At 67.0% G+C, this 25109-nt stretch carries 22 protein-coding genes and 1 pseudogene; 10 read left to right on the forward strand and 13 right to left on the reverse strand.

The window, feature by feature from the left end:
- Positions 1–465: 465 nt before the first annotated feature.
- Both GGQ64_RS05945 and GGQ64_RS05950 read left to right on the forward strand, forming a co-directional pair.
- Complete coding sequence (locus GGQ64_RS05945) at positions 466–849, forward strand: MbcA/ParS/Xre antitoxin family protein (protein ID WP_183800501.1); 384 nt, start codon at positions 466–468, stop codon at positions 847–849.
- Positions 809–1570 (forward strand): RES family NAD+ phosphorylase, encoded by a 762-nt coding sequence (locus GGQ64_RS05950; RefSeq protein WP_183800504.1) that lies wholly within the window; start codon positions 809–811, stop codon positions 1568–1570. The genes GGQ64_RS05945 and GGQ64_RS05950 overlap by 41 nt, the downstream gene beginning before the upstream one ends.
- Before the next feature lie 142 nt (positions 1571–1712).
- On the opposite strand, the gene GGQ64_RS05955 is transcribed toward GGQ64_RS05950, so the two are convergent.
- The 5 genes and pseudogenes from GGQ64_RS05955 to GGQ64_RS05975 all read right to left on the reverse strand — a co-directional run bounded on the left by GGQ64_RS05955 (position 1713) and on the right by GGQ64_RS05975 (position 6865).
- A complete protein-coding gene (locus tag GGQ64_RS05955) occupies positions 1713–3236 on the reverse strand; it encodes an ATP-binding cassette domain-containing protein (protein ID WP_183800507.1) in 1524 nt (507 codons plus the stop codon).
- 327 nt (positions 3237–3563) lie between these two features.
- Positions 3564–3767, reverse strand: coding sequence for a hypothetical protein (locus GGQ64_RS05960; RefSeq protein WP_183800510.1), 204 nt, complete (start codon positions 3765–3767; stop codon positions 3564–3566).
- Positions 3768–3826: 59 nt separating this feature from the next.
- Positions 3827–4501 carry a YoaK family protein gene (locus GGQ64_RS05965; protein ID WP_183800514.1) on the reverse strand — a complete coding sequence of 225 codons (675 nt, stop codon included), beginning with the start codon at positions 4499–4501 and terminating at the stop codon, positions 3827–3829.
- Positions 4502–4849: 348 nt separating this feature from the next.
- A pseudogene (locus GGQ64_RS05970) lies at positions 4850–5139 on the reverse strand (DUF4242 domain-containing protein).
- 169 nt (positions 5140–5308) lie between these two features.
- A complete protein-coding gene (locus tag GGQ64_RS05975; RefSeq protein ID WP_183800917.1) occupies positions 5309–6865 on the reverse strand; it encodes a helicase HerA-like domain-containing protein in 1557 nt (518 codons plus the stop codon).
- A 231-nt stretch (positions 6866–7096) separates the two neighbouring features.
- Here GGQ64_RS05975 and GGQ64_RS05980 point away from each other — a divergent pair, with 231 nt between their 5' ends.
- Positions 7097–7486 carry a DUF2780 domain-containing protein gene (locus GGQ64_RS05980; protein WP_183800517.1) on the forward strand — a complete coding sequence of 130 codons (390 nt, stop codon included), beginning with the start codon at positions 7097–7099 and terminating at the stop codon, positions 7484–7486.
- A gap of 155 nt (positions 7487–7641) precedes the next feature.
- Positions 7642–8589 (forward strand): EamA family transporter, encoded by a 948-nt coding sequence (locus GGQ64_RS05985; RefSeq protein ID WP_183800520.1) that lies wholly within the window; start codon positions 7642–7644, stop codon positions 8587–8589.
- Here GGQ64_RS05985 and GGQ64_RS05990 read toward each other — a convergent pair.
- Positions 8549–9715: an MFS transporter gene (locus GGQ64_RS05990; RefSeq protein ID WP_183800523.1), complete on the reverse strand. Its 1167-nt coding sequence runs from the start codon at positions 9713–9715 to the stop codon at positions 8549–8551. The two genes, GGQ64_RS05985 and GGQ64_RS05990, sit on opposite strands and share 41 nt — an antisense overlap.
- Before the next feature lie 366 nt (positions 9716–10081).
- Between GGQ64_RS05990 and GGQ64_RS05995 the strand changes: the two genes are divergently transcribed.
- Positions 10082–10912 (forward strand): alpha/beta fold hydrolase, encoded by an 831-nt coding sequence (locus GGQ64_RS05995; protein ID WP_183800526.1) that lies wholly within the window; start codon positions 10082–10084, stop codon positions 10910–10912.
- Positions 10913–10997: 85 nt separating this feature from the next.
- Here GGQ64_RS05995 and GGQ64_RS06000 read toward each other — a convergent pair whose 3' ends face one another.
- The gene (locus tag GGQ64_RS06000) at positions 10998–12200 is read right to left on the reverse strand and encodes an MFS transporter (protein ID WP_183800529.1); all 1203 of its coding nucleotides are present in this window, start codon (positions 12198–12200) and stop codon (positions 10998–11000) included.
- A gap of 159 nt (positions 12201–12359) precedes the next feature.
- On the opposite strand from GGQ64_RS06000, the gene GGQ64_RS06005 reads away from it, so the two are divergent.
- The gene (locus GGQ64_RS06005) at positions 12360–13256 is read left to right on the forward strand and encodes a LysR family transcriptional regulator (protein WP_183800532.1); all 897 of its coding nucleotides are present in this window, start codon (positions 12360–12362) and stop codon (positions 13254–13256) included.
- Between the two features lie 14 nt (positions 13257–13270).
- On the opposite strand, the gene GGQ64_RS06010 is transcribed toward GGQ64_RS06005, so the two are convergent.
- Positions 13271–14212 (reverse strand): DUF1194 domain-containing protein, encoded by a 942-nt coding sequence (locus tag GGQ64_RS06010; RefSeq protein WP_343059425.1) that lies wholly within the window; start codon positions 14210–14212, stop codon positions 13271–13273.
- A 92-nt stretch (positions 14213–14304) separates the two neighbouring features.
- Here GGQ64_RS06010 and GGQ64_RS06015 point away from each other — a divergent pair, with 92 nt between their 5' ends.
- Positions 14305–15402, forward strand: a complete 1098-nt coding sequence (locus tag GGQ64_RS06015) for a helix-turn-helix transcriptional regulator (RefSeq protein WP_183800535.1) — start codon at positions 14305–14307, stop codon at positions 15400–15402.
- Positions 15403–15567: 165 nt separating this feature from the next.
- On the forward strand, positions 15568–16311 hold the full coding sequence (locus GGQ64_RS06020; protein ID WP_246422369.1) for a pentapeptide repeat-containing protein: 744 nt from the start codon (positions 15568–15570) through the stop codon (positions 16309–16311).
- Between the two features lie 9 nt (positions 16312–16320).
- On the opposite strand, the gene tam is transcribed toward GGQ64_RS06020, so the two are convergent.
- The 5 genes from tam to GGQ64_RS06045 form a co-directional block, all read right to left on the reverse strand.
- A complete protein-coding gene (tam, locus tag GGQ64_RS06025; protein WP_183800538.1) occupies positions 16321–17091 on the reverse strand; it encodes a trans-aconitate 2-methyltransferase in 771 nt (256 codons plus the stop codon).
- A 45-nt stretch (positions 17092–17136) separates the two neighbouring features.
- On the reverse strand, positions 17137–17787 hold the full coding sequence (locus GGQ64_RS06030; protein ID WP_183800541.1) for a haloacid dehalogenase type II: 651 nt from the start codon (positions 17785–17787) through the stop codon (positions 17137–17139).
- Positions 17788–17920: 133 nt separating this feature from the next.
- On the reverse strand, positions 17921–18343 hold the full coding sequence (locus tag GGQ64_RS06035; protein WP_183800544.1) for a DUF1801 domain-containing protein: 423 nt from the start codon (positions 18341–18343) through the stop codon (positions 17921–17923).
- A gap of 30 nt (positions 18344–18373) precedes the next feature.
- Positions 18374–18847, reverse strand: a complete 474-nt coding sequence (locus GGQ64_RS06040; protein WP_183800545.1) for a DUF1801 domain-containing protein — start codon at positions 18845–18847, stop codon at positions 18374–18376.
- A gap of 101 nt (positions 18848–18948) precedes the next feature.
- Positions 18949–19989 carry an alcohol dehydrogenase catalytic domain-containing protein gene (locus GGQ64_RS06045; RefSeq protein ID WP_183800548.1) on the reverse strand — a complete coding sequence of 347 codons (1041 nt, stop codon included), beginning with the start codon at positions 19987–19989 and terminating at the stop codon, positions 18949–18951.
- A gap of 186 nt (positions 19990–20175) precedes the next feature.
- Here GGQ64_RS06045 and GGQ64_RS06050 point away from each other — a divergent pair, with 186 nt between their 5' ends.
- Positions 20176–21057 (forward strand): branched-chain amino acid aminotransferase, encoded by an 882-nt coding sequence (locus GGQ64_RS06050; RefSeq protein WP_183800551.1) that lies wholly within the window; start codon positions 20176–20178, stop codon positions 21055–21057.
- A gap of 368 nt (positions 21058–21425) precedes the next feature.
- Entirely contained in the window at positions 21426–24827 is a 3402-nt protein-coding gene (locus GGQ64_RS06055) for a class I SAM-dependent DNA methyltransferase (RefSeq protein ID WP_183800554.1), read from the forward strand.
- The last annotated feature ends 282 nt before the right edge of the window (positions 24828–25109 follow it).

Raw genomic sequence — 25109 nt, forward strand, 5'->3', positions numbered from 1 at the left:
GGGGGAGAAGAGGGGAGCTTGCGGGACGCCTGCGTTTTCCGAGCGAAACTCTCCCGGTTGTCAGAGGTATTGCATCGCAAACCGGCGCAGCCTCTCCCGTAAATGCTTCTCATCCGCCTGCCGGCACCTTCTCCCCGCAAGCGGGGAGAAGGTGGATTGCCGCGACGTCTCCGTCCCCCTCTCCCTGCTTGCGGGGAGAGGGCCGGGGTGAGGGGCAAGCTTTCTTAGCAAGGAGATGGGGCCGCAGGCGGCCGCCACACCCTCCCTCTTCTCCCCACCGGGGAGAAGTGCCGAGCGCAGCGAGGCGATGAGGGGGCCGCCGCGAACTCGGCGCGTGCCGCGCCCCCTCATCCGGCGCTGCGCGCCACCTTCTCCCCGTTGGGGAGAAGAGGGGAGCCCATCCATCGCCGCCCTTTCCTTCCGAAAATTTCATGCTATATTATTTCCATGGAAAGGACGCCTCCCATGCTCACCGAAACCGCAGCCCCCAATGAACAAACCCAGGCAGAAGCCGTGGTGACCAAGGCGGCCGTGCGGGCGGCGGAGGGGCTGGGGATGACGTCGCGCGTGCTGGCGTCCGTGCTCGGGGTCTCCGAGGCCAGCGTCTCGCGCATGCGCAGGCAGGACTGGCGGCTGGAGCGCGGCACCAAGCCGTTCGAACTCGCCGTGCTCTTCATCCGCCTGTTCCGCTCGCTCGATGCCGTCGTCGGCGGCGACGAGGCGGTGGCGCGACGCTGGATGACGGCCGACAACCGCGCACTCGGCGGCCGTCCGCTCGAGCGCATCACCTCCATTTCCGGCCTGGTCGATGTCATTGCCTACCTGGACGCCCGCCGCGCTGTCGTCTGAGGCGCGCGCCTACGCCGGCGCCGTCTGGCGGCTGGTGGAGGCGCAGCACCGCGTCTCGACGCTGAAGCTCGTCGACACGCTGGAGGAGCAGGCGCTGCTGGAGGATCTCCTGGAAGAGAGCAAGCCGAGGCTTCCGCCCGAATGCGCGGGCCTCGATTACCTGCTCGCCACCCCCTTCCGATACGGCGCCGTCTATCCGCACGGCTCGCGCTTCCGCAGGGCAGGGCGGACGCCGGGCGTGTTCTACGCCGCCGAGGCGGTCGAGACCGCGCTGGCCGAAATGGCGTTCTACCGCCTGCTGTTCTTCGCCGAATCGCCGTCGACGCCCTATCCGGCGAATGCCGCCGACTTCACCGCCTTCTCGGCCGCAGTCGCGACCTCCGCCGCGATCGACCTGACCGGCCCCCCGCTCGACCGCGACCGCGCGCTCTGGACCGACCCGACCGACTACGCCGCCTGTCAGGCGCTGTCCGACGCGGCGCGCACCGCAGGCATCGCTGCGATCCGCTACGCTTCGGTGCGCGATCCGCGCGGCGGGGCGAACGTGGCGCTGCTCGTGCCCGCAGCCTTCGCCGGGCCGCGGCCGCTCGAGCGCCAGACCTGGCGCATCCGCCTTTCCACCCATGGCGTGCAGGCGATCTGCGAGTTCCCGGCGGCCCGCCTGGAATTCGCCCACGCCGATTTCGCCCACGATCCGCGGCTGGCGCCGCAGGGCCGTTAGGCCGTGACCCTGAGGCGGCCAGGCCGGCAACGCCGCTTCTCTGTAACTCCCTATTGGGCAGATGGGTGCCGCGGGTCATCTCCCCCCTTGTGGGGGAGATGGCCGGCAGGCCAGAGGGGGCGCTCCAGATGCGATAGCCCCGTCAGCCGTTCAAGGCCGCCGCCTCGGCAAAGAACGCCTCCGCATCCTCCACCTCCACCAGCCGCCGCCTGTCGATGCGAAAGAAGCGGTTGGCGACCGCGCGGACGAAGCTTCGGTCGTGCGAGACGAACAGGCAGGTCGCCTGCTGCGCCATCAGTTCCGTCTCCAGCGCCTCCTGCCCCTCGATGTCGAGATGGTTGGTCGGCTCGTCGAGCAGGTAGAAGTTGGGCTCGGCCAGCCGCAACACCAGCATGCCGAGCCGCGCCTTCTGCCCGCCGGAGAGGCGGCCGAGCGGCTTGCCCTGCTTCTCGATGACGACGCCGGCGCCGGCCAGCAGCGCGCGCGCCCGCGGCTCGCCAAGAGCGAAGCGGCGGGTGAGCGCGGCAAGCGGCGTGTCCGCATCGGCAAGGTCGGCGAGCGCCTGGTCACCGTAACCCAGCACCAGCGACGGCGTCGCCTTGATGCCGGGAACGGCAGCACCCTCGATTGCGGCCTTCAGCGCCGTGACGAGCCGGGTCTTGCCGGCGCCATTCAACCCCAGCAGCACGATCCGGTCGCCCTGGCAGATGAATTGCCGGCCGGTGCGAAAGAGGGCCGTGCCGTCCGGCGTGGCGATCGTCGCATCCTCCAGCGTCACCAGCACCTTGGCATGGGTGCCCCGGTTGGAAAGCCGGATCGCCCCGGCGGAACGCTCCAGATGCGCCGGCTTCGCCGCGTCCTCCAGCTTCTCCGCCCGCTGCTTCAGCTGCTTGGTCTTGACCACCAGCAGGTCGGAGCCGGAATTGATGCCGATATTGTTCAGCTTCGCCGCCTGCTGGCGCAACTGCGCCGCCTGCTTCATGTCGCGCTGGTAGCGCCGTGCATCTGCCGCATCCGCTTCGTCCAGCGCAGCCCGCGCCCGGCCGTAGGGAAGGGCGAAGGCGGCCGAATTCTCCGGCCGCAGGAACAGCGTGCGGTTCGTCGTGGCGTCGAGGAAGGCGCGGTCGTGGCTGGCGACGATCACCGCCGTGCCACGCGGCAGCCCGTTCACGAAACCCTCCAGCTGCAGGATACGGGACAGGTCGAGATGGTTGGTCGGCTCGTCCAGAAGCAGCGCGTCCGGCTCCCGGATCCAGGTGCGGGCCAGAAGCGCCAGCCGCTGCCAGCCGCCGCTGAGATTGGACAGCGGCCGCGTGCGCAGCGCGTCCGGCACCTCCAGCATCTCCATGACGACGTCGACGCGCCAGCGCTCGTCTTCCGCCTGATCGGCAGGGAGCGCGGCCAGAACAGCGTCCTGCAGGGTCGCACCCATGAGGGCAGAGGGCACGCTCTGCTCGACATGGCCGACGGTCAGCCCGCGCGCGCGGGTGATCTCGCCCTCGCCGGGCTCGAGCGCACCGGCCAGCAGCCGCAGCAGGGTGGATTTGCCCCGGCCATTGGCGGCGACGAGGCCGATGCGGTCGGAGGCGTTGACGGAAAGGTTCAGGCCGGAAAAGAGCGGCATGCCCAGCGTGACGCCGAGATTGCGAAGGGTGATGAGCGACATTGTCGATCCCTGGTCGAATTGTCCGGGCAGGCGCGGCATCGCGGGCATCAGCCATCGTCGAATGCGGGCGTTCAGGCTCGGAAGCATTGGAATTCGCGAAACATCCTGCACGGATGCACGCTGCCACCAGGGGCAGACCAGATAGGGTCGTTGAGAAACGGTCTCTGGTCAGCCCTGCAAACGCATCTGCAGGGCACGATCGGGACCATGCGAGAGATTGGGCAGAAAATCGAATTTCACGTCCGCCCTCCTTTCGCAGCGTCGGTTAAGGCCGGCTGAATAGCACCGATCGCGGAAATTTTCAACTCCACGCATGGGGCGCTAGCGCTACCACCAGCCGAGCGAGACGCCAAATGGATGCAGACCGGATGCAACGGCACCAGCCGTCGCAAGAGTTGCCAACAGGATCTGGTAGGTTTCCAGTTTTAGTCGCTTCTCTAGAATTACGGTCTTCTCTCGCCAGTACAATTGACCGTGGTCGTCTATTTGAAAGCCGTCCAATTCATCGATGCTTATTGATCTCAGGGCCATTGCGTTCTCCACATTGCATTGGGCTGCCGAAGCACCGGTTACTCAGGATACGCCTTCCGTCACCGCTGCAGGAAGCGGACCGACCAGCGGCGGGGGATGAGGATCGAGGCGGCGGTGACCAGGGCTGCGACGACGAAGGGCGCCCAGGCGGCCGCGTCCGCCGCATGGCGCTGCAGGCCGGCCCCCGCGATTGCGCCGGCCAGCATGCCGGTCCACGGCACGATCTGGACGAGCCATTTGCGGTCGCGCACGCCCAGGATGAAGCGTCCCAACCCGCGGCCGAAGCGGGAGAGCGCGCCGGTGACATAGGTCAGGCCGATCGGCAGGCCCTCGATCTGCTCGACGGCGGCATTGATCGTGCCCATGGCGAAGATCAGGAGCAGGAAGCGCACCTCGCGCGGCTCCGGCACCAAGGCAGACGCGGCCAGCAGGGCGGTGACGCAGAGAAGCACGCCATAGGGCCGCGAGCGGGCGGCGACGATCACCCCGAAGGTGTTGCCGAGCACGAAGGCGACGAGCCCGGTCAGGAGCAGGATCGCCCGCCCCACGTCGCCCTCGGCTAGCGCCACCGCCGTGCGCGTGGTGTTGCCGCTCATGAAGGAGACAAATTCGCCGACCGCCATCAGCCCGATCGCATCGGTCATGCCGGCGAGGAAGGAGATGGCCGCGACGAGCGCGAGCCCGACAGAACTTCGCTGGCGCCTGATCAGGCGCCGCCGCCTTGCGACCGACATGGGAGACGTGATTCCAGATTGCGACGCGCAGAGCTAATCAGAGGTTGCGCGGCATGGCAAGACGGACGCGGAGCCCGGCGGGTTGGGCCCGGTAGCGGTTGCCGGCTACTGTCCGGAACGCCGAATTCCCTCACCGGCGCCGCATCACCCCACCCCGGAGCTTCGCTCCGACCCTCCCCCTCAAGGGGAGGGTAACGGCCCCGTCGGTCGCACCGTCCACCTACCTCCCCCTCGAGGGGGAGGTCGCCGCGCAGCGGCGGGTGGGGGTGACCCCTCGGCGGTGCGGTTGGTGTTGTCGTCAGCGGCTTGTGCGATCTCGGCGGCGGTTCGATTGGCGCTGTGGCCCCGTCACTGCCCCTTGCCGGCGTTTGCCGTCTGCGGGCCGATGATGGCGGAGACTTCGGTGACCTTGTCGGCGGGGAAGCCGCCACGGCGGGCGTGTTCGCGGATCACGTCGGCGCTCTCCGCCTCGTGCACGCGCAGTAGAACTTGTCGCCGGCGACGTAGCTGGTGATCCATTTATAGGGCTTGCCGAGCCCCGCCACCGCTTCGTTCGACTTCGCCGAGATGGCGCAGAGGTCGTCTTCGCCGAGCTTGTCGGCGCCTGGAATGTTGCGTTCGATAATGAATGTGGGCATGCCGCGATCTCCTCTCGGGAGCCGCTGCCGCAGGACGGCAGCAGGGGCTCCGGTTCGACGGCACCATCAAGGCCGCCCGCCGGGCGGCCGTCAACGCCTTCCTCGAAGGCGCGATCGGGCGCATCCCCCGCACTTGGTCCAAGGCCCATGCGGAGGACGCGAAGTTGCCCTACCGCCGCAGGCTCCCCAGGATCCCCCGCACGATCGCGCGCCCGAGCGAGGTGGCGACGCTGCGGGCTGCGGATTTCATCGCCGCTTCCACTACGGATTCGCGCTGGTAGCCGGAGCGCGCCTTCGGCTTGCCGGTCGTCGAGGCCTGGGTCGGCTCGTCGCCGAAGCCCGGCAGAGTCCAGCGGCTGCCGCCGTTTTGCTCTTCGGATTCGGGCGCCTGCTGATCGGCCTGCTGCTGGGCCTCCTCCAGCTTCTTCGCCCGCGCCGCCAGCATCTCGTAGGCCGATTCCCGGTCGGAGTCCTCGTCATAGAGGCCGGCGACGGGGCTGACCTTCATCACCGCCGCCCGTTCGGCGTCGGTGAGCGGACCGACGCGCGAGGCCGGCGGGCGCACCAGCGTGCGCTCCACCATCGAGGGGATGCCCTTGCCCTCCAGCGTAGAGATCAGCGCCTCGCCGGTGCCGAGCTGGGTGATCACGGTGGCGCAGTCGAAATCGGGATTGGGGCGGAAGGTGTCGGCCGCCGTCTTCACCGCCTTCTGTTCGCGCGGCGTATAGGCGCGCAACGCATGCTGCACCCGGTTGCCCAGCTGGGCGAGCACGGTCTCGGGCACGTCGAGCGGGTTCTGGGTGACGAAATAGACGCCCACGCCCTTGGAGCGGATCAGGCGGACGACCTGCTCCACGCGCTCGATCAGCACTTTAGGCGCGTCGTTGAACAGAAGGTGCGCCTCGTCGAAGAAGAACACGAGCTTCGGCTTTTCCGGGTCGCCCACCTCCGGCAGTTCTTCGAACAGCTCCGAGAGCAGCCACAGCAGGAAGGTGCCGTAAAGGCGCGGGTTCATCATCAGCTTGTCGGCGGCCAGCACCGAGATCGCGCCGCGCCCGTCATTGGTGGTGCGCATGATGTCGGAGATCTTCAGCGCCGGCTCGCCGAAGAAGTGCTCGGCGCCCTGCTGCTCCAGGATCAGCAGTTCGCGCTGGATCGAGCCGACCGAGGCCTTGGAGATGAAGCCGAACTTGTTGGAAAGCTCGGTGGCATTCTCGCCCATGTAGTTCAGCAGCGCCTGCAGGTCCTTCAGGTCGAGCAGCGGCAGGCCGCCCTGGTCGGCGATCTTGAAGGCGATGTTGAGCACGCCCTCCTGCGCATCCGACGCGTTCATCAGCCGCGACAGGAGCAGCGGCCCCATCTCCGTCATGGTGGTGCGAACGCGGTGGCCCTTCTCGCCGTAGAGATCCCAGAAGATCACCGGGAACTCCTGGAAGTCGTAGGGCTCGAGCCCGATCTCCTGGGCGCGCTTGAGCAGGAAGTCCTTGGCCTCGCCGACCGCGCCGATGCCCGAGAGGTCGCCCTTCACGTCGGCGCAGAACACCGGCACGCCGGCATTGGAAAAGCCTTCCGCGAGGATCTGCAGGGTGATCGTCTTGCCGGCGCCGGTGGCGCCGGTGACGAGCCCGTGGCGGTTGCCGAATTTCAGGTCGAGATATTCGGGCTTGTTGATCGAATCGTCCGGCTTGCGGCTGGTGCCGATATAGAGCTTGCCGTCCTGAAGTATCGTCTCGCTCACCGTGTCACTCCCTTGTCGTGCCGGACGGGGCGAAGCGTGCCGCAACGTCCCCGATTTCGTCATTGAATCGTATCCCCGACTTTATAAGGTGGATGGGGAACTTCAACACCCCTAATAAACCGCAGGACAGTTGCGGATTGCCGCCCGAGGGTGCTTGAGTTCGCTGCATGATTCCAATAACGTTGACGTTAACGTCAAAACAGGCATCGGAGGATTTCCATGAACGATCTCGTCAACCGCGTGGCGGAAAACGTCGGCATCGACCCGGCAACGGCCGAAAAGGCGATCGGCATGATGCTCGGCTTCCTGCAGCGCGAGGCGGCGGAAGGCCCGGTGGCGCAGATGATCGAGTCCATCCCCGGCGCCTCCGACCTGATTGCGAAGTACAATGGCGAGGGCACCGGCGGCGGCGGCCTGCTCGGCGGGCTGATGAGTTCCTTGGGCGGCGGCGTCATGGCGCTCGGCCAGCAGCTGATGAGCCAGGGCCTCGGCATGGGCGAGATCACCGGGCTTGCCAAGGAGACGATCGCGGTGGCCCGCGAACACGCCGGCGACGAAGTGGTCGACGAGGTGGTCGGCTCCGTCCCCGGCCTCGGCCAGTTCATCTGAGCATGGAACCCGCGCAAGAGCGCGTCACGCGCGCTCTTGCGCATCGGTCGGCGCGGATCGGTCGGAAGGCATGCCCGCGCATGGTTCGATCGCAACCGAAGCATTTTCGCGATGCGCCGGTCTAGGGTCCGGTCTTTCCGAAACGGGAGACTGACGTGACCGAACGACCCATCAGACCGGCGCGGGAATTCGCGCTTCTCGGCCTTCTGGCGCTGCTCTGGGGCAGCACCTATTTCTTCCTGAAGATCGCCGTCGCCGAGATTCCGCCGGTGACGGTGGTCGCCGCCCGGGTTTCTATCGCCGCACTGTTCCTGCTTGCCGTGCTGCGCCTGCGCGGCGAACGCCTGCCGACGGATGCCGGCACGTGGCGCCGGCTGTTTTTGCTTTCGATGCTGAACAGCACGATCGCCTGGACGCTGCTCGCCTGGGGCCAGCAGCATATCGACAGCAGCCTGGCCAGCGTCCTGAATTCCACCTCGCCGATCTTCGTCTTCATCTTCACCCTCTTCATCAGCCGTCACGAACCGACGAACGCGATCCGCTTCCTCGGCGCCTGCCTCGGCCTTGTCGGCGTGGTGCTCATCGTGGGAACGGAGGCGTTCGCCGGATTGGGCCGGCAGGTCGCAGGCCAGGTCGCGGCGATCATGGGCGCCATGCTCTATGCCGGCGCTGCAATCTACGGCCGCTGCTTCCGCCAGCTCTCGGCGCCGGTGACGGCGGCGGGCACGATGCTCTGCGCCTCGGCCTGCCTTGTTCCGCTCAGCCTCGTGCTGGATGCACCGTGGCGGCTCGCCCCTTCGCTGCCCGCGCTTCTGGCCGTCGCCATGCTGGCGGTGTTCTGCACGGGCGTCGCGGTGATGATCTATTTCCGCCTCGTCCAGACGATCGGCTCGCTCGGGGCTGCGAGCCAGGCCTATCTGCGCGCCGTCGTCGGCGTCCTCCTCGGAACGGTGCTTCTCGGCGAGCACCTGCCGCTCGTCGTGCTCGCGGGAGCGGTGACGGCGATCGCCGGCGTGGTGCTGATCAACCTGCCGGCCCGGCGGATGCGCGAGGAGGTGGCCCTCAGCCCCGCCGCCGTCCCGAAAGGGCAAAGAACCCGGTGAAGACCGCAAGGGCCGCACCCACCATCAGCGGGCCGGCATCGAGCCCGACCACGCCCATCACCAGCCCCGTGAGACTGGAGCCGGCGCCGCTGCCGACCGCGTAGGTCAGCGCATAGGCCGCACTCCCCGCCACCAGCATGCTGCCGCGGAAGCGTTCGCCGAGCATGGTCAGTGCGCAGGTATAGAGCGAGAAGCTGGCCGCACCGATCAGGCCGAAGGCGACGAGGATCGGCACCGGTTGGTCGAGGAAGGGGAGTGCGATGTAGCCGCCGGCCGCGACCGCCGCCGTCCCGACCGCAACCGCGTGCCTGGACAGCCGGTCGAGCGCATAGCCGATGAACGGCTGGGCCAGCGCGGTCGGCAGCGCCAGCACGGTGACGCTCAGTGCCGCGAAGGCTTCGGAGTGGCCGCTCTTGACGAAATAGACCGGCATCGCCGAAATCGCCGCGATGTCGGCAAAGCCGAAGGCGAACACCATCGCCACCAGCATCGGCGCATGGCGAAAGAAGATGAAGACGTCCTTCGTCGACGACGGCTCCGGCACGGTGCGGGTCTGGACCATCAGCAGCCCGGTGGCAAACGCGACGAGCGCCAGATAGACGGCCGTCAGCGCAAAGCCGAAGCCGCCGGCGGTGCCGAACAGCGGGATCGCGAGCGGGCCGGCGGCAAAGCCGGCGCAGACCGCGGCACCATAGATGCCCGATACGCGCCCGCGCAGCCGGTCGGGGCAGGCGACGTTCAGCCAGGCCTCGCTCAGCATGAAGATCACGCTGGCGCAGAAGCCGAGCACGAAGCGGGCAAGAAACCACACGGGCATCGACGAGAAGGCGGCGAAGGTGGCCAGGCAGACAGAGCAGCCGATCAGACCGGCGACGATCAGGTGCTGGGCGCGGAAGCGCTGCGTCAGCCGGCCGATCATCAGCGTCGCGGCGGCGAGCCCGAGCGCGAAGCCGAAGGCGTTGACGCCGATCAGCGTCGGCGACACCCCGCGCGCCTCCAGCACCAGCGAGATCAGCGGATAGGTGACGCCCTGCGCCACCGAAAAGGCGGTGACGCCGAGGACGACGGCCGCAATCGCCGGCCAATCCGGCATCGCCTGTGCCGCGAGGTTTGGGTTGGTCTGCATGGAAGTTGTTCCCCGGGCGGCACCGAGACGGCCCGCAACCGTCATAGCCGAGCCCGCGACGGAAGGAAATGGGCCGCAGGCGGGGCAGAAGCCCTCCCGTCTTCTCCCATCGGGGAGAAGGTGGCGCAAAGCGCCGGATGAGGGGCGGGCCGGGGCGCGTGGGTCGAAGGACTAACGTCCTCCTCGAACAGTCCGTCACCAAGGTTACACATGACAAACCTGGAGTTGACGCCCATAAACCAGTCGCGGTGCGATGTTCTCCTGATCGGCGCCGGCGCCGCGGCGATGACCCTCCCGCGGACGCTGCCAGCCGCCGCGCAGACATCGAGCCTGGAAAACCCAACGCTAACTGAAGGAAATCAGACCATGAGTACGATCACCACCAGGGACGGCGTCGAAATTTTCTACAAGGACTGGGGTCCGAAGGACGGCCAGCCGATCGTGTTTCACCACGGCTGGCCGCTGAGCTCGGACGACTGGGACAACCAGATGCTCTATTTCGTCGGCAAGGGCTTCCGCGTTGTCGCCCACGACCGTCGCGGCCACGGCCGCTCGAGCCAGGTCAGCGACGGCCACGACATGGACCACTATGCCGCCGACGCGGCCGCAGTCGTCGAGCATCTCGACCTGCGCAACGCCGTCCATATCGGCCATTCCACCGGTGGCGGCGAGGCGACCCACTATGTGGCCCGCCACGGCAAGGGCCGGGTGGCCAAGCTTGTCCTGATCGGCGCCGTGCCGCCGGTCATGGTCAAGTCGGCCTCCAACCCCGGCGGCCTGCCGATCGAGGTCTTCGACGGCCTGCGCCAGCAACTCGCCGCCAACCGGTCGCAGTTCTATTTCGATCTCGCCGGCGGCCCCTTCTACAGCTACAACCGCGAGGGCGCGAAACCGTCCCAGGGCGTGATCGAGAACTGGTGGCGGCAGGGCATGATGGGGGGTGCGAAGGCCCACTATGACGGCATCAAGGCCTTTTCGGAGACCGATTTCACCGAGGACCTGAAGATCATCGACGTGCCCACGCTCGTCATGCACGGCGACGACGACCAGATCGTCCCGATCGCCGACTCGGCCCTGCTGTCGTCGAAACTGCTGAAGAACGGCACGCTCAAGGTCTACGAGAAATTCCCGCACGGCATGTGCACGACGCATGCCGACGTGATCAATCCCGACCTGCTCGCCTTCATCAAGGGCTGAGCCCCCGGTCTCGGCATGCAGGCGCGTCCGTGGCCGGACGCGCCTGCATGTTATGTGGGCGGGAGACTGTCGCTTTTGCGACGGCTCAGGCCTCTGCCGGTACGCCGGACAGCTCCGTTTCCCGTGCCACGGCCTTCCGGTCCAGCGCGCCGCTCAGGAGCGTGAAGCCGAGGGCCGCGGCCACCAGGATGGCGCCGACCCAGGGCGTGGCGCCGAGCCCGAGTGGGGAGGCGACCACCAGCCCGCCGATCCAGGCGCCGGCGGCGATGCCGAGGTTGAAGGCGGCGATGTTCAGCGCCGAGGCGACGTCGACGGCGGCCGGGCGGTGGCGCTTGGCGAGTTGGACCACGTAGATCTGCAGGCCCGGCACGTTAGCGAACGACAGGAAGCCCAGCGCCGTGAGTGTCACAAGCGCCAGCACCGGCGAGGGCGCAGTGAAGGTGAAGAGCACGAGGACCGCGGCCTGGGCTGCGAACAGGACGGTCAGTGCCCTGACCGGGTCGCGATCGGCGATCCGCCCGCCGGCGATGTTGCCCGCGGCGATCGCAAGCCCGTAGAGCACCAGCACGAGGCTGACGGAGGAGGCGGAGAAGCCGGTGATCTCCTGCAGCACCGGGGCGAGGTAGGTGAAGGTGACGAAGGTGCCGCCATAGCCGAGCGCCGTCATGGCGAAGACGAGCAGCAGCCGGCCGGAGCCGAGCACGCGCACCTGCTCGGAGAGCTTCGCCGCCTGCGGGCGCTGCAGCGTGTTCGGCAAGAGTGCCGCGATGCCGGCAAAGGCGATGACGCCAAGCGCTGCGACCGCCCAGAAGGTGGCGCGCCAGCCGAAGGTCTGGCCGATCACCGTGCCGAGCGGCACGCCGGTGACGATGGCGACCGTCAGTCCCATGAACATCATCGCGATCGCCGACGCCCGCCGGTCCTCGGGAACGAGTTCGGCCGCGATCGTCGCGCCGACCGAGAAAAACACGCCATGGGCAAAGGCCGACAGCACGCGGGCGATGAGCAGGATCTCGTAGGAGGGCGACAGGGCCGCCAGCGTATTGCCGGCGATGAACAGCGCCATCAGGCCGAGCAGCAGCGGCTTGCGGGCCGCCCGGCCGGTCAGGGCCGTCAGCACCGGAGCGCCGAAGGTGACCCCCAGCGCATAGATGGAAACGATGAGGCCGGCGAGCGGCAGGGTGATGCCGAGGTCGGAGGCGACGGTCGGCAAGAGCCCGACGATGACGAATTCGGTGGTGCCGATCGCATAGGCGGCGATCGTCAGGGCAAAGAGCGCAAGGGGCATGGTTTTCTCCTTCCGCAGCCGGCACAGGGGCAGGGCCCGGGCCGGGCGGTAAATCGGGTGAACGGTTTGGTTGCCGCCAATATGGCCCGCGGGCTCTTGTTCGATAATCCGTGTGATGGGATAAATATCTTTGAAGTCAATTCATAGGTGACGATCGCAATGGACAACCGCGCGGGTGAAATGGAAGTCTTCGTGACGGCCGTGGACATGAAGAGCTTCTCGGCCGCCGGCCGCAGGCTGGGCTTGTCGCCCTCTGCCGTCAGCAAGCTCGTCAGCCGGCTGGAGGACAGGCTGTCGACCCGGCTTCTGGTGCGCACCACCCGCAGGCTGGAGCCGACGCCGGAAGGCGAGGTCTATCTGGAGCGGGCGCGCCGGATCCTCTCTGAAATTGACGAGACCGAGCAGGCGGTGGCCGACGGTGCCCGTGCCACGCCGCGCGGCTCGATCCGCGTCAACGCGGCCGTCGCCATCGGCGAAAGCATCATCCTGCCGCTGGTGCCGGACTTTCTGGCGCTCTATCCCGGGATCACGCTCGACCTGACGCTGACCGACAGTGTCATCGACGTGGTCGGCGAGCGCGCCGATGTGGCGATCCGCACCGGGCCCTTGCGCGATTCCTCGCTGCTGGCGCGCAAGCTGATGGAGAGCACGCCGGTCGTCATGGCGGCCCCTGCCTATCTCGAACGCCACGGCACGCCGAAGACGCCGGACGATCTCGCAACCCACAACTGCATCCGCTTCAATTTCCGCCGCAGCGTCGACGAATGGGCGTTCCGGCTGCCGGGCCGGACCACGCCGGTCCTGCGTACGGTGTCCGGCAACGTCATGGCCTCGAGCGGCCCCATCGTCCGCCAGCTCTGCCTCGACGGTGTCGGCATCGGCCGCGTCGGCCGCTTCCACGTCGAGCCGGATTTCGCAGCCGGCCGGTTGGTGCCGTTGCTGGAGGACTTCCATCCCGGCGAGGTCGAGACCGTCTACGCCGTCTTCGCCGGCCACGAGCACCTCGCCGCCCGCATCCGCGCCTTCATCGATTTCCTGACCGCGCAGATCGGCTGAGCGGCGGGTCTGAACTATCGGGCGTCCGCGATGGTTATGACAGGCGGCCACCCGATGCGCGCCTCGGCTTTCAGCACACGCGGATCGATATCGAGGGCGATCTCTCTGGCGATCTTCCGGCGCAGAGCCGTGGTGTAGTCGCCTGTCGCCCGCGGCACCACGACGAAGGCTTCGAAACCGCCGATGACGTTGTCGGCAAAATAGGATGCCAGTGAACGGCCGAGGTTCTCGTCTTTTCCATCCGGGACAGCGATGGCGTTGATCGTGTAGCCCTTCTCGACGGCCTTCATCCTGGATCCCTGAACGGGCAAGCCGTCGTTGTTTTCTCCATTGCCGGAGATGTCGATGACCTTTCGGTCGGCGCTTCCCGGAAACTGCTCGAGAAGCAGTCTTCCGACCTCGATAGCCGAGGAAATGGATGTCCCGCCTCTGCCCCGGCGGCTGAAGCCGGTATCGCCCTTCTTGCTGATCACCCGGGCAGCCTCTTCGGCATCTGCCAGTCCGCAAATCCGCGTCCACGGCAGAACGACCTTGATGTGTGCCGGGCTCGCCCATTCAAAGTAGGTCACGCCGATGCAGCCCCGGGGATTGCTGGAAATGGCCTTGACGATCTCCGGCGAAGTGAGTGCGGCCACATGCCCGTTCCTTTGCAGATCGGCAGTATCCGGATCGATCGAGGATGAGTAGTCGACCGCGAACACGATGGCGACATCGACGTCGAAGGTGCGCGCCGCGTCGACGTCGGAGGCGCGTGCCTGCGCTGAGAGAGTCAACGCGACAGCGATCGCCGCCGCCAGTTTCAAGGAAAAGCCCATACCCGTCTGCCCCCTCTTGCCGGTCATCTTGTGGGGCATGATCCCCTGGGGAGACGGAAGCATTCGCGCGGAAGACATTCGACCCCCTTTTGGGGGTTGATCGGGGGCTGGAGGGCTGATTCCGGGTTTGCGAGCGTCCACTGCAATGGCGCCGAGCTGTCCTGTAGCCAGTCGGCCTATATTGCTTTAGATTCTGCGCGCTGTTTGTGCCTGTCGATCACGCAGGGGGATAGATGTCCATCGACATCAAGCGGTTGCAGCATGCGTCCATGCATGTGTCGGATATCGTTGCCGATCCGTCGCGCTGGACGGAGCTTTTGGAGGAGGTGGCGACGGCCACCGGCGCCATGGGCGCTGGCTTGATCCCGCAGACGGGATCGGGAGGGGCGCTGGCGACCGGACACCTCAAGGAATGCCTGGAAACCTATGTCCGCGAGGGCTGGCCGGAGCAGGACGCAGACAGTCACCGGCGTGCCAGGGTCATGAACATGCGAGGCGAAGTCGCCCTGGATCGCGATCTGGCCGATGCCGGCGATCAGCGCGCGCCGTTCTTCGAGGAGTTCCTGCCCCGCTTCGACGGCATGTGGTGGGCGGGCATCGGGGTTCGCGGCGGTCCCGATTTCTGGTCCCTGACACTGCATCGGTCCCTGCGGCAGGGCGCGTTCGAACAGACCGACAGGGCCGTCCTCCGGCAATTCTCCCTGCGGCTGAACGAAGTCGGCAGCCTTGCCCATCTGGCCGGCCGCGTCGCCCTGTCGTCCGTTGCCAATTCGTTCGATCAAATCGGAAAAGCCGTGGTGGCGATCGACGAGACCGGCAGGTTCATCCATGCCAACGCTGCAGCACGGCAACTGATGGGCGCGTCTATCCGTATCGTTGGCGAGCGCCTGATGTTCCGCGATCGTCACGCCGCGGCGGAATACTGCAAGGTTGTCGACCGGCTGCGAGGACTTCGCGAGGGCAAGACCCTGCTTGCGCCTCCGATCGTCGTCAGGCGGGAGAACGCCGCTCCGCTCGTGATCCGGACTCTGCCCGTCGATGGTGCGGCAAAGTCTCCGTTTCTTTGTGCGCGAGCATTGCTACTTCTCGAAGAGATCGTCCGGCCGGCCAGGTCCGATTGGCAGGTGTTCAGTCGCGCTTTCAGGCTCACACCGGCAGAAGCGCGGCTCGCCGCACTTCTGGCGATCGGCGAATCCCTCGAAAATGCTGCGGACACACTTGGTGTCACCAAGGAAACCGCCCGTAGCAGGATCAAATCCATCTTCCAGAAAACCGACACGCATCGACAGGCCACGCTGGTGGCCTTGCTGGCCTCTTTGGGGAAAAGTTGATTTCCACTGCAATCAGGCACTGATACCAACCTGCGCCGGTCGGGTGGCGCGGCGCTTGGCCGGGGCGCGGCTTGTCCTTCCCATTTCCGCCACCATATGCGAAAAATGAGGCATGGGATTGCGGGAGCATACGTCGAAATGAAGTCTGGCGAAATGAAGTCTGGAATGAGCATTCTTGCGGCACTTCGTGATCGTTCGGCCGGGATGGCTGGCCGTTGCCTGGGCCTCCTCGCCTCGGGCGTCGTTCTCTTGACGCTCGCCCTCGGTCCGGCGCGGCCTGCTGCGGCCGCCGAGTGCTCGAACGACCCCGGCCCGGGCGTCGACTGGAGCAAATGCGCCAAGAAGATGATCATGCTGCAGGGCAACGACTTCAAGGGCGCCGTTCTCGTCGAGGCCGATTTCACCCTGACCGATCTCAGCCGGACCAATCTCGACGGCGCCAATCTCGAGGAAGCCGTCATGGCGCGCGCGTGGCTGACGGGAGCGACGGCCGAGAAGGCCAATTTCAACCGCGTCGAGGGCTATCGCACCGGTTTCGACAAGGTCACCGCCGCCGGCGCCACCTTTGCCGCCGCCGAATTGCAGCGGGCGAGCTTCAAGGACGCGGTGCTGACCAATGCGGTGTTCGACAAGGCGGAGCTCGGCCGCGCCGATTTCTCCGGCGCAGAACTGACCGGCGCCCGCTTCCGCTACACCAATCTTTCCCGTGCCGATCTCAGCAAGGCGAAGTTCGAGGGCGGTCTCGATTTCTCCCGTGCCTTCCTGTTCCTGACCCGCATCGAGGGCCTCGACCTGTCGTCTTCGACGGGGTTGGAACAGGAGCAGGTCGACCTCGCCTGCGGCAACGCCGAAACGAAGCTGCCCCCCGGCTTCACCGTCCCGTCCAGCTGGCCCTGCCCCTTCGATTGAGGGGCTGCCTCAAGCCCTGACCGCCACCAGGAACAACCTGGGAAAACGCAGCAGCACGCGCCCGTCGGCAGCCTTGAGGTAGGCCTGTTCGATCGTCTGCCGGTAGGCTTCGAGGAAGCCGTCCTGCTCGTCTGCCGGAAGCCGCGCCAGATAGGGCCGGATGCCCGTGCCCTTGACCCATTCGACGATCGCCGCCGCATCGCGCATCGGGTGGTTGTAGATCGTGTGCCAGATGTCGACGCGCCCGGCCTTGGCCGCGAGCGCGTCATAGTAGGCGACCGGCGGCGGCAGCGTCGGGCGGCGCGGGTGGTCGGTCGCGAAATGGCGCGCGAAGCGGCCGTCCTCGGCCACGGTATCCATCGCGACATGGCTCGGCTCGGTCCGGTTGTCCGGCATCTGCACGGCCAACACCCCGCCAGGCACGAGATGGTCCATCAGCCGCGAGAACACCGCCAGGTGCTCCGGCACCCACTGGAACACCGCGTTCGCATAGAGCAGTGCTGCCGGCGCCGGCGGGGTCCAGGCGGAAAGGTCACCGAACGCGAAGGACAGTTGCGGCAGCCGCCTGCGGGCGGCGGCCAGCATGTCCGCATCGCTGTCGATGCCGGTGACGGGATGGCCGGGAAAGCGGGAAAGCAAAAGCTCGGTCGAATTGCCAGGCCCGCAGCCGAGATCGTAGACGGGGCCCGCCGGCAGGTCCGGCACCTGCGCCAGCAGGTCGCGGGCCGGCCGCGTCCGTTCGTCCTCGAATTGCAGATACTGCGCTGCCGACCAGCCCATTCCATCCTCCTGCTCTTGATCCTCGGCCGACTGCCGCCGCCCGTACTACAGCGCCTCCAGCGTCGGCAGGATAAGCGACGGCTTGAGGTCGGCATATTCGTCCGGCATGCCGCTGCGGTTGATCCAGACGGTGCGGAACCCGAATTTGGTGGCGCCGGCCACGTCCCACCGGTTGGAGGACTGGAACGACACGGCATCCGGATAGAGGCGGTAGCTGGTCGTCACCACGTCGTAGACGGCCGGCGCCGTCTTGTAGGTGCGCAGCGCATCGACGGAGAAGACGTCGTCGATCACCGTGTCGAGCGCGGCATTGGCGACCGCCGATCGCAGCATCGCCGGCGAGCCGTTGGACAGGATCGCCACCCGCGCCCCCCGGGCCTTCAACGCCTTCAGCACGGCCGGCACTTCCGGATAGCAGTCGAGCTTCCAGTAGGCCTCCAGCAGCCGGCCCCTGAGCGCCGGATCGACGCCCGGGATGCGCTCGAGCGTGAAATCGAGCGCTTCCTCGGTCAGCTGCCAGAAGTCGCGGTAGGCGCCCATCAGCGCCCTGGTCCAGGAATATTCAAGCTGCTTGGAGCGCCACAGTTCGGAAAAGCGCTGGGAGTCCGGGCCGACGTCGCCGGCATGGCGGCGGACAGCCGCATGGACGTCGAACAGGGTGCCATAGGCATCGAAGACATAGGCGGCATAGGGCAAGGCGATAGCTCAACTTCCCGAAAGCGCTGACATTCCAGATCACTAGTCCCGGATCATGTCAATATTCGGTGCGCCGCACAATACCGCGCTACGACATGCGCTTCCCGCCGGCCAACTACGGATTTCAGACGTCTCAGCCACCCTTGGCCTTCCGCGGCCGTCCTGCAGCGTTCAAGGCGGCGGCGGCGCGCAGGAGCGCCTTCAGCGCTGCGCCGTCGATGGCCTCGCCCTTGCGGATATCGATGGCGCGGCGGGTATTGCCCTCCAGGCTGGCGTTGAAGAGACCCGAAGGATCCTCGAGTGCTGCCCCCTTGGCAAAGGTGAGCTTGACGACGGCCTTGTAGGTCTCGCCGGTGCACAGGATGCCGCCGTGCGACCACACCGGAACCCCGCGCCACTTCCACTCCTCGACCACGTCTGGCACCGCCTCTTTGACGAGGGCGCGCACCCGCGCCAGCGTCTCGCCGCGCCAGTCGCCGAGTTCGGCGATCCGCGCGTCGATCAGCCGCGAGGGATCCTCGCCTGCCTGCTCTGTCTTCGAACTGCTGGCAGTCATCCGCGTTCCTCCTCCGTCTGTAGCTTCACATCACATCTTCTCGCCCGGCAGCCGGCTGGCCTGTTTCACCCAGCTGGCAAACTGCTTCTCGTCGAGCGCCTCGCCCTCGTGGATGTGGAAATAGCGCGTGTCCCCGCTCTTGGATGCCTCCGGCGGGACGGGCTCGAGTGCCGTGCCGCGGAAGAAGGCCACCTTGATGTACTTCGTGAAGCAATGCAGGCTGAGAAACCAGCCCTGGCCCTCCAACCCGTAGAACGGCGAGTTCCACTTGACTGCCTTGCCGACCTCGGGGACGGCGGCGACGATCAGCGCGTCGATCCGGTGCCCCACCTCGCTCTTCCATCCCGGCATGGCGGCGATATAGGCCTGCACAGGCGCGTCGCCATAGCCCTTGGCGATCTGCGGATTGCCGCCCGACAGCAGCACCGGCCCTTCCCCTTCGCCGGCCGCAGCCCCGGCCGCGTCAGTGCCCTTGCCCGTCTTCGTCCTCGTCCCGTTCGCCATCGTCTTCTCCATTCGCTTGCCGCGTCCCGGTAGGGGATGCGCGATGGCCATGATGACGGACCTACCGGTGGTGGCAAAGCCCCGTCCTGCAGAAGTCTGCCTCAGAATGTCGTGATCACGCTGATGCCGAGGTCGGTCGCGCTGTCCATCGCCATCAGCGCGGGAACGGCGTCCGCAAGGCTGATTTCCCGGCCGATCAGCCTTTCCGGCTGCAACTTGCCCGCCGCCATCATCGACAGCATGGCGTCGTAGCGCCAGGCCTGCATGCCGTGACTGCCGTAGATCTCCAGCTCGTGGCCGATCACCTGCGCCATCGGGATCTGCGGCGCAGCATCCTCGCCGAGCATCAGCCCCACCTGCACGTGTCGCCCGCGGCGGCGCAGGTTCGCAATCGAGTTGAAGCAGGTGACCGGCGAGCCGAGCGCATCGATCGAGGCATGCGCGCCGCCGCCGGTGATCTCGCGCACGGCCTCGGCGACGTCGGCCACCGTGCGCGCGTTAACCGCCGCAACGGCCCCCATCTTGCGCGCGAAGGACAGCTTCTCCTCGGAAATGTCGATCGCGATCGGCCTGGCGCCGAGCGCCGCCGCGATCATGATCGCCGACAGCCCGACGCCGCCGCAGCCATGCACGGCCACCCATTCGCCGCCCTTGACCTTCGCCTGGTCGCAGACGGCGCGAAACGAGGTGGCGAAGCGGCAGCCGAGGCTGGCGGCGGTGGCGAAGGAGACGTTCTCCGGCAGGGGAACGAGGTTCTGGTCGGCAAAGTCGAGGGCGACATATTCGGCAAACGAGCCCCAGTGGGTGAAGCCCGGCTGGAACTGCTCCTCGCAGACTTGCTGGTTGCCCGAGCGGCACTCGTGGCAATGGCCGCAGCCGGAGACGAAGGGCACCGTCACCCGGTCGCCGACCCTGAAGCGTGACACGCCCTTGCCGGCGGCGAGCACCGTGCCGGCAAGCTCGTGGCCGGGCACGTGCGGCAGCCGGATGTCGGGATCGTGCCCCTGCCAGCCGTGCCAGTCGCTGCGGCAGAGCCCGCTCGCCTCGACCTTGACCACCACGCCGTTGCGCGAAGGCGTCGGATCCGGCAGCTTACGGATCTGCGGGGTGGCGCCGAAGGCTTCGTAGTACATCGCTTTCACGGGCGGTCCCTCCAGTTCTGCTGTCCCGATCTCTATGCCACGCGCCGGCCACGCCTTCCACCGCCGCACCCATGACAATGGCTGATGCATTCATCTAAGATCGTGAGTGGACAGCGCCCGCCGATTGGTTCAGGCCAGAGGCAACTTGCCCCGGAAGAACGGACCGGAAAAAAAGGAGCAACAAAGATGGCAGTCGATACATCCCCGCGCACCCCCACCTGGACCTATGTCGACGGCGAATGGCTTCCCGGCAATCCGCCGCTGATCGGCCCCACCTCGCATGCGATGTGGCTCGGCTCGACGGTGTTTGACGGCGCCCGCTGGTTCGACGGCATCGCCCCGGACCTCGACCTGCATTGCCAGCGCGTCAACCGCTCGGCCGACGCCCTCGGTCTGCGGGCCACCATGCGGGCCGAGGACATCGAGGCGCTCGCCTGGGAGGGCGTGGAGAAATTCGACGGCAGGACGGCGATCTACGTCAAGCCGATGTACTGGGCCGAGCACGGCGCCTACGGCGTCGTCCCCGCCGACCCGGAATCCACCCGGTTTGCGCTGTGCCTGTTCGAGGCGCCGATGGGGGACGTCCATGCCGGCAACTCGCTGACCGTCTCGCCCTTCCGCCGCCCGACGATCGAGTGCATGCCGACCGACGCCAAGGCCGGCTGCCTCTATCCCAACAACGCCCGCATCATCGTTGAGGCCAAGCGCCGCGGCTTCGACAACGCGCTGGTGCGCGACATGCTCGGCAACGTCGCCGAGACCGGCGCCTCCAACATCTTCATGGTCAGGGACGGCGTCGTCTTCACGCCCACGGCCAACCAGACCTTCCTCGCCGGCATCACCCGCCACCGGGTCATGAAGCTGATGCGCGACGAGGGCTTCAGCGTCATAGAGAAGACGCTGACGCTGAAGGATTTCGAGACCGCCGACGAGATCTTCACCTCCGGCAACTATTCCAAGGTCGTCCCCGTCAACCGCCTCGACGACCGCCACCTCCAGCCCGGCCCGGTAACGGCCAAGGCGCGTGAACTCTATTTCGACTGGGCCCATTCCAGCGCCAACGGTTGAGGGGGGCGGCAAGTCCCCCTCTGCCCTGCCGGGCATCTCCCCCACAAGGGGGGAGAAGACCCGCGGCAACTGCCTGTAATGCGTGAGGATCAGCACCGGCCGCACCGTCATGCCGGCCCCCGAGCCGGCATCCAGCCGCGCAAGTCCTTGCGCGATAAAGCACTTCCCGCGCCGCGGACGCGGCGCTGCTGGATCCCGGCTCGGGGGCCGGGATGACGGAAGGGGCGGGGCGGTACGACACCGGGTCCGGCGTGGCGGATGCAGTATGTCGCATACGGATGGCCGGCACCGGGCCCTTGCACCTTTCTCCCGCCTGACTAAGATCGCGCCCGAAGCGGCCAGGGGATGGCCAGGGGGATCATGCGAAAGTGACAGCGGCAGTCGAAGCCTTCATCCGGCGTTGGCAGGGGCAGGAGGGCGGACAGGAGCGGGCGAATTACGCCCTGTTCCTCACCGAGCTTTGCGATCTTCTCGGCCTGCCGCATGCCGATCCGGCGTCCGCGACCACCGAGGGCAATTCCTACGTCTTCGAGCGCGTGGTCAGGGAGGCCGGCCGCGACGGCACAGTGTCGTCGAAGCGCATCGATCTCTACAAGCGCGACTGCTTCGTCCTGGAGGCCAAGCAGAGCCGGCTTTCGGGCGACAAGAAGCTTCTGGCCGAGGCGCCGGTCTTGCCCGGCATCGCGGCTGCCCCGCGCGGGCGCCGCGCCGGCGCCAACCGCTCCTGGGACGTCCTGATGATGAACGCCCGCACGCAGGCGGAAAACTATGTCCGGCTGCTGCCGGAGAGCCACGAGCCGCCGCCCTTCGTGCTCGTCTGCGACGTCGGCCACTGCATCGAGGTCTATTCCAATTTCCGCCGCGACGGAAAGGCCTACGACCAGTTCCCCGATCGCCGCTCCTTCCGCATCTACCTGGAGGACCTGCGCGACAAGGAGGTGCGCGACCGGCTCGTCGCCATCTGGTCCGATCCGCTCTCGCTCGATCCCTCGCGCCACGCGGCCAAGGTGACGCGCGAGATCGCCACCCGCATCGCCCGGGTCAGCCAGGCGCTGGAAAAATCCGGCTATCCGACCGAAGAGGTGGCCATGTTCCTCATGCGCGTGCTCTTCACCATGTTCGCCGAGGACGTGGACCTCCTGCCGAAGGACAGCTTCAAGGAGCTCCTGAAGGTTTGCGTGGAGACGCCGGAGATCTTCCCCGGCATGATGGAGGACCTCTGGCGGGCGATGGACGAGGGCGATTTCACCGCCGCGATCCGCCAGAAGGTGAGGAAGTTCAACGGCGCGTTCTTCAAGAACCGCCGGGCGCTGAAGCTCGGCAAGGAAGAGATCGGCGAACTTGCGGCCGCCGCCAGCCATGACTGGCGCGACGTGGAGCCGGCGATCTTCGGCACGTTCCTCGAGCAGGCGCTCGACCCGACCGACCGCCGCCGCCTCGGCGCGCATTATACGCCGCGCGCCTATGTCGAGCGGCTCGTCATCGCCACCGTCATCGATCCGCTGCGCGCCGAATGGGACAGCGTGCGCTCCACCGCCGACCGGCAGAAGTCCGACGGCAAGGCCGAGGCCGCGATCAGGACGGTGCAGGCCTTCCACGACAAGCTCTGCGAGATCCGCGTGCTCGACCCCGCCTGCGGCACCGGCAACTTCCTCTATGTCTCGCTGGAGCTGATGAAGCGGCTAGAGGGCGAGGTGCTGGAGGCGATCAACGACCTCGGCGGCCAGGAGGCGCTGTCGCTCGAAAGCCATTCGGTCGATCCGCACCAGTTCCTTGGGCTGGAGCTCAACCCGCGTGCGGCCGCCATCGCCGAGCTGGTGCTCTGGATCGGCCACCTGCAATGGCACTTCCGCAACAGCGGTGCCGCCCCGTCCGAACCGATCCTGAAAGCCTTCCGCAACATCCAGAACCTGGACGCGGTGCTGACCTGGGACGGCTATCCGCTGCCGCAGGTGAAGGACGGCGTGGAGACCTATCCGAACCCCCGTCGGCCGGACTGGCCGAAGGCCGACTACATCGTCGGCAACCCGCCTTTCGTCGGCGGCAAGGACATCCGCGCCCGCATGGGCGGCGCCTATGCGCAGGCGCTGTGGAAGGCCCACAAGCACATGAACGAGAGCGCCGATTTCGTCATGTACTGGTGGGACCGTTCGGCGGAAATCCTGCTGAAGGCGAAGAGCCCGCTGAAGCGCTTCGGCTTCGTCACCACCAATTCCATCAGCCAGGTGTTCCAGCGCCGGGTGATGGAGCCCTATCTGAACGCCAAAAAGCCGCTGTCGCTGGTCATGGCCATTCCCGATCATCCCTGGACCAAGGTGACGAGGGACAGCGCCGCCGTCCGCATCGCCATGACGGTGGCCGAAGCCGGCAGGAAGGACGGCCTGCTGCTGGAGGTGACGGCGGAGGAGGCGGTGGAGACCGACAGCCCGGTGATCCTGTTTGCCGAGAAGCGGGGGAAGGTGAATTCGGACCTGACGGTCGGGGTGGATGTAGCGTCGGTTGCGCCGTTGAAGGCCAGCGAGGCACTCTCATCGAGAGGCATGTCGCTCCATGGCTCCGGTTTCATCGTAACGCCGCAGGAGGCGGAGCATCTGGGGCTCGGTCGGCGGCCGGGCCTCGAACAGCACATCCGCACTTATCGCAACGGCCGCGACCTGACCGATCGCCCGCGCGGCGTCATGGTCATCGACCTTTTCGGGCTTTCGGCGGAGCAGGTTCGCGCGCGTTTTCCGGAGGTCTATCAGCACGTCTTGACCACAGTTAAGCCGGAGCGGGACAAGAACAACCGCGCAACCTATCGCGACAATTGGTGGATCTTCGGCGAGCCCCGCAAGGATTTGCGCCCGGCGCTCGCCAATCTCCCCCGCTACATCGCCACCGTCGAAACCGCCAAGCACCGCGCCTTCCAGTTCCTCGATGCTGCGATCCTGCCGGACAACAAGCTGGTCGCCATCGGGCTCAGCGACGGCTATCCGCTCGGCGTGCTGTCCTCGCGCTTCCACGTGCATTGGGCGATGCGTACGGGCGGTTGGCTCGGCGTCGGCAACGACCCGGTCTACGTCAAATCCCGCTGCTTCGACCCCTTCCCATTCCCTACCGCCACGGACGCGCAGAAGGCGGCGATCGCCGCCGTCGCCGAGGAACTCGACGCCCATCGCAAGCGCGTGCTGGCCGAACACGGGCACCTGACGCTGACCGGGCTCTACAACGTGCTGGAGCGGTTGCGCGCCGGCGTGAGGCCCGACGATCTGGAGGAGAAGGAGCGCCGCATCTTCGACGACGGGCTGGTGCTGATCATGAGGGAGCTGCACGACAGGCTCGATGCGGCGGTGGCCGAGGCCTATGGCTGGCCGGTCGATCTGCCCGAGGAAGAGGTGCTGGCCCGCCTCGTGGCGCTCAACAAGGAGCGTTTGAGAGAGGAAAAGCGCGGGCTGGTGCGCTGGCTGCGGCCCGATTACCAGATCCCGCGCTTCGGTTCGGAGAAGGAGAAGGCCGAGCAGCTCGAGGCCGATCTCGGCCTGCCTGCCGAGGCAGCCGGCACCGGCGTCCGCCCGAGCTATCCGCTCACAGACGAGGTCGCCCAGACCGGCCTCGTCATCGATGCGCTGATCGAGACCGGCGGCGCGGTCGATGCCGCAGCCATCGCCGCCCGCTTCCGCCAGGGCCAGAAGGTGCGCCCCGCCGTCTCCAGTGTGCTGGCCTCGCTCCACCGCATGGGCCTCATCTCCACGTCGGACGGCCGCACCTTCGCCTACCGCCGCGCGGCGTGAGGGGGCAGGCCGAAACACCCAAACCCTCCGTCATCCCGGCCTCGAGCCGGGATCCAGCGCGCGATGTCCATCGCGCGGGAAAAGGATTTTTTTGCATCCGCAATGATATGGGGCATTCACCGCGCGGACGCGCGGTGGCTGGATCCCGGATCAAGTCCGGGATGACGGAGGAGGGGAAAGGCGGCTGGATCCCGGCTCGGGGGCCGGGATGACGGCGGGGGCGGGCTGTGCGACGCTGGATCACGTCCGGCGTGAGGGATGCAGTGTGTCGCATACGCAGGG

Origin of the sequence: Mycoplana azooxidifex (genome assembly GCF_014196765.1) — a bacterium.
GTDB classification, from domain to species: Bacteria; Pseudomonadota; Alphaproteobacteria; order Rhizobiales; family Rhizobiaceae; genus Mycoplana; species Mycoplana azooxidifex.

Coding starts and splice junctions, on each gene's coding strand:
- GGQ64_RS05945 (WP_183800501.1), top strand. CDS start 466: ATGCTCACCGAAACCGCAGCCCCCAATGAACAAACCCAGGCAGAAGCC.
- GGQ64_RS05950 (WP_183800504.1), top strand. CDS start 809: ATGTCATTGCCTACCTGGACGCCCGCCGCGCTGTCGTCTGAGGCGCGC.
- GGQ64_RS05955 (WP_183800507.1), bottom strand. CDS start 3,236: ATGTCGCTCATCACCCTTCGCAATCTCGGCGTCACGCTGGGCATGCCG.
- GGQ64_RS05960 (WP_183800510.1), bottom strand. CDS start 3,767: ATGGCCCTGAGATCAATAAGCATCGATGAATTGGACGGCTTTCAAATA.
- GGQ64_RS05965 (WP_183800514.1), bottom strand. CDS start 4,501: ATGTCGGTCGCAAGGCGGCGGCGCCTGATCAGGCGCCAGCGAAGTTCT.
- GGQ64_RS05980 (WP_183800517.1), top strand. CDS start 7,097: ATGAACGATCTCGTCAACCGCGTGGCGGAAAACGTCGGCATCGACCCG.
- GGQ64_RS05990 (WP_183800523.1), bottom strand. CDS start 9,715: ATGCAGACCAACCCAAACCTCGCGGCACAGGCGATGCCGGATTGGCCG.
- GGQ64_RS05995 (WP_183800526.1), top strand. CDS start 10,082: ATGAGTACGATCACCACCAGGGACGGCGTCGAAATTTTCTACAAGGAC.
- GGQ64_RS06000 (WP_183800529.1), bottom strand. CDS start 12,200: ATGCCCCTTGCGCTCTTTGCCCTGACGATCGCCGCCTATGCGATCGGC.
- GGQ64_RS06005 (WP_183800532.1), top strand. CDS start 12,360: ATGGACAACCGCGCGGGTGAAATGGAAGTCTTCGTGACGGCCGTGGAC.
- GGQ64_RS06015 (WP_183800535.1), top strand. CDS start 14,305: ATGTCCATCGACATCAAGCGGTTGCAGCATGCGTCCATGCATGTGTCG.
- GGQ64_RS06020 (WP_246422369.1), top strand. CDS start 15,568: ATGAGCATTCTTGCGGCACTTCGTGATCGTTCGGCCGGGATGGCTGGC.
- tam (WP_183800538.1), bottom strand. CDS start 17,091: ATGGGCTGGTCGGCAGCGCAGTATCTGCAATTCGAGGACGAACGGACG.
- GGQ64_RS06035 (WP_183800544.1), bottom strand. CDS start 18,343: ATGACTGCCAGCAGTTCGAAGACAGAGCAGGCAGGCGAGGATCCCTCG.
- GGQ64_RS06040 (WP_183800545.1), bottom strand. CDS start 18,847: ATGGCGAACGGGACGAGGACGAAGACGGGCAAGGGCACTGACGCGGCC.
- GGQ64_RS06050 (WP_183800551.1), top strand. CDS start 20,176: ATGGCAGTCGATACATCCCCGCGCACCCCCACCTGGACCTATGTCGAC.